The organism is Cohnella sp. (assembly GCF_041640265.1).
Lineage (GTDB): Bacteria > Bacillota > Bacilli > Paenibacillales > Paenibacillaceae > Cohnella.
In genome coordinates this window covers 1-3,539 of the sequence record NZ_JBEQAP010000110.1, presented here as the reverse complement: position 1 = coordinate 3,539, position 3,539 = coordinate 1, and the positions used below count along the sequence as shown (strand labels likewise).

General features: G+C 49.4%; 4 protein-coding genes. All 4 read right to left on the bottom strand.

The window, feature by feature from the left end; all coding sequences use genetic code 11:
- Nucleotides 1–32: 32 nt before the first annotated feature.
- Complete coding sequence (locus tag ACESLK_RS30035; RefSeq protein ID WP_373233529.1) at nucleotides 33–1,484, bottom strand: sensor histidine kinase; 1,452 nt, start codon at nucleotides 1,482–1,484, stop codon at nucleotides 33–35.
- Between the two features lie 32 nt (nucleotides 1,485–1,516).
- A complete protein-coding gene (locus ACESLK_RS30030) occupies nucleotides 1,517–2,188 on the bottom strand; it encodes a response regulator transcription factor (RefSeq protein ID WP_373233528.1) in 672 nt (223 codons plus the stop codon).
- A 192-nt stretch (nucleotides 2,189–2,380) separates the two neighbouring features.
- Entirely contained in the window at nucleotides 2,381–3,364 is a 984-nt protein-coding gene (locus ACESLK_RS30025; protein WP_373233526.1) for an MBL fold metallo-hydrolase, read from the bottom strand.
- A 64-nt stretch (nucleotides 3,365–3,428) separates the two neighbouring features.
- The coding region (locus tag ACESLK_RS30020; RefSeq protein WP_373233530.1) for a TetR/AcrR family transcriptional regulator C-terminal domain-containing protein at nucleotides 3,429–3,539 on the bottom strand (111 nt) is incomplete at its 5' end.

The window sequence follows — 3,539 nt, the reverse complement described above, 5'->3', positions numbered from 1 at the left end:
CCGAAAAATGAGCAAAAAAAGAGCCTTGGCACTTACGCCAGTGGCTCGCTCTGCGGCAGAAGAACAACGAATTCTACCCCTCTGCTATGATTGGATAACGTATAGGTGGCTTGATGGACATCCAGCACTTTTTTGACGATATAGAGTCCCAGACCGCTGCCGCCCGTTTGACGGCTTCTGGATTTGTCCGTCCGATAGAAAGCATCAAACAACTTGGGGATTTCCCCTTCGTCCAGATGGGCGCCCGTATTCAGCACACGCAATTCGGCATACCGGCCATCCGCAGACAGATGAACAACGACGCGTTCCCCCTTCCGGGTATAGTGTGCGGCATTGCCAATAATGTTGGAGATCGCCTTTGCAAGCAATTGCTTATCCCCAGTCACCCTGACAGATTCGGAAACCCTGACCTCAAGGGCAATTTCGTTCAGCTCGCAATAGTAATCAATCGGTTCTATGATTTCCTCCATCAGCTTGGACAGATTTACCTCCGTCCGCTGCGGCTGAAAACTATCCCTCTCCAGCTTGGAAATCTCAAGAATTTCATAAACCAGCTTTTTCATTTGCTTGGTAATCCGATGCGATTGCAACAAATACTTATCGCGATCCCGATAGGGCCCGACTTGATGAATCATCGCTTCCAGTTGTCCAGAAATGGCGGTAAGCGGCGTCTTCAACTCGTGGGAAATCGTTGCGACAAACTCCCTCTGTATCGCTTCCATTTCTTCTTTGCGCTGAATGTCGCTTTTCAACTGGGCATTGGCTTCCGTTAGTTCATGCATCGAATGCTGTAAGTTAATGGAGAGCTTATTCAAGGATTGCGAAATTTCGCCAATTTCATCCTCCGAAGCGTAGCTGGAACGTTCAGAAAAATCCAACTGCGCCATCCGCCTGGCCACCTTACTCATTTGGATCAACGGGCGAGCGAAAAAATGCGAATAGACGTACGCAGCTCCAACGGCAATCACAAAAATGATGACCATCATATAAGGAGCCAGTTTCAGAACCATTTTCGCAGCCTCATCAATAGGCTGCAAGGAAGCGAAGACCGACATCGAATAGCTGCCCTCCCGTTCATGTCCGGGCAGGCTCAAGTCCTCATAAATAATCATTTCTGCATCATGATTAGTAACTGACGACCTCTCATCGCTTGGAAGTTCAACCGTTAGCTGCAATTGTTCAGGAAGTAACTGGCCTTCAATCCCGTTTCTCTCCAGCGGAAGTGTCGTCGCTGCCATTATCGCAGGCAACAAAATCTTGCCTGACCCATCTTTTACGATGACGCCGGCATTATACGTCTTGGAAAAAGCACTGATTTGCTCTTTGCCCGCTTCCCAATCCCCTGGTGGATAGTTTTGCAGTAATTCCGACAAACCATGATTCAAATTACTTTTCTTTTGCTGCAAATAAAACGAGGGCAAGATAAAATAAAGCGTAAAATACATGATGCATGCAAACAAGATCAGCACGGAGCTCGTCACCATAAAAATTTTGAAGGAAACGCTCTTATATCTTGTCATCCTGATTTGCCCTCAATCAGATAACCTACCCCTTTAATCGTTTGGATATAGGGTACGCCAATTTTTTTGCGTATATTTTTGATATGCGCATCGACCAAGCGATGATCGCCAAAGAAATCATATCCCCACACGCGATCCAGAATCATCTCGCGCGTTATGGTTCTTCCTGCATTTTCGATTAAATAGGCCAGAATCGTAAATTCCTTCAACGTCATTTCAATGTGCGCATCATCCAAGTAAACTTTGTAACTGTCGCAATCCAGACGAAGACGACCATACTCTACATCCCTGGTCCGCTGAGCGGAATTGGCCCGCCGAAGAACAGCCTCGACTCGTTTGACAAGCACATTAAAGGAAAAAGGCTTCGCCAGATAATCATCCGCTTCTAATTCAAATGCATGAAGCTGATCCTTCTCTTCACTTAAAGCAGTTAGGATAATAATGGGCGTCGCACCTTGCTGGCGTATCATTTTGCATACGGAATAACCATCCAAATTGGGAAGCATAATATCCAGAAGAACAAGGTTGAAATTCCCGTTATTAAACTTCTGATACCCTTCCGCTCCATCATTGGCCGTCTCTACCTTGTACCCCTGCGCTTTGAGGTATTCACTAATTAATTCTTGTATGAACGGGTCGTCTTCGATGACAAGAATCGATTCCGGCAACTGAACTCACCTTCCTGCATTACCCCATCGTTTTCCCCATCATACTAGCTATTTATGAATTTCATATGAAAAATGAAGGACTTACGAGGATAAGCCAAAGCCTCTACTCCGTCGCTCGTCCTCGGAATAGAGTCTTATCAAGCCTTTCTCTAATATTGTCCTTTGTGGACTGCTCTTTTTGTCGAGGACCGCCTAAGATGAGCGCTCATCTTCTCTTTCTGCGGCGTGCACTAGCGTCTCCCCGTGCTTGAACAACCTCAGACGGTCTCTGTCCAAGGCTCTTCGCTCCCACTCCGCCAGCAAGCGATCTAGCGCTTCCTTCGTCGTGTCATCGGCTAGCCGGAACGCCCCATAATGCATGGGAATAAACCGCTTCGCTCCCACATCAAGGAAAGCCTGCACCGCTTCCTCCGGCGTTACGTGCTGCGTGCCCATAAACCACTCGGGCTCATAAGCGCCGATCGGCATAAGCGCGTAAGTCATGTTCGGGAACTTAGCCCCAATGTCGCGAAATCCGGAAAAATAACCGCTGTCTCCGGCAAAATAAATCGATTCGTCCCTTTGCTCACCATCTGTCGCAGACGCTGCCGTACGCTTGAACACCCATCCGCCCCACAACGACGTATTCGTATCGGTAAGTGTACGCCTTGTCCAGTGCTGCGAGGGCACGAAATGAAACTCGACGCTGCCGATGTTCACGTGCCCCCACCAGGGCAGCTCATGTACTTGACTGCCCCGCCTAAGCTTTCGCACCATGCCGCCGAGGCCCTCCGGTACGAGCACGACGGGCGAGCCTTTTAACCGCTTCAAAGAACCGGTGTGCAGATGATCATAGTGGGAATGCGAGAGCAGAATCACATCGACCGGCGGAATCTCGTCCAGCCCGAGCCCCGGTTCTTCAAGTCTGCGCGCAAATCCCATTCTGTTAGCCCATACGGGATCCGTGACAATCGTTAACCCGCCGATCTGCACAAGGAATGTCGAGTGCCCGATCCAGGTAATCGTCAGTTCGCTTCGGTTGCTGCCCAGCAGCGACGGCTGCTTATGCTCGGCCTGTCCGATCCGGAAGCTTAAATCTTTGATCTTCCCCTTGCGTTCCTTCTGCCAGCGGCGTACTTCCTTGAAGGTTTTCGGTATCGCTGCCGGGTCCGTATTGAAATATCGTGGTCTAGCCACTTGATTAACCCTCCTTATCCGAGCGCAACGTGACCAGAGCATGGCTCCGCGGCGACTCCTATAGCTATTCCTGCTCCTTGATCACCTGTTCAATCCCCGACAGAATCAGCTTCAGACCGAATTCGAACGCTCCATCCGTTCCCATCAGCTCGAACAAGCCGCTCTTGAACATCCT

Excerpts from the sequence above, each read along its gene's own strand:
- ACESLK_RS30035 (WP_373233529.1), bottom strand. The coding sequence starts at position 1,484 with ATGGTGACGAGCTCCGTGCTGATCTTGTTTGCATGCATCATGTATTTT.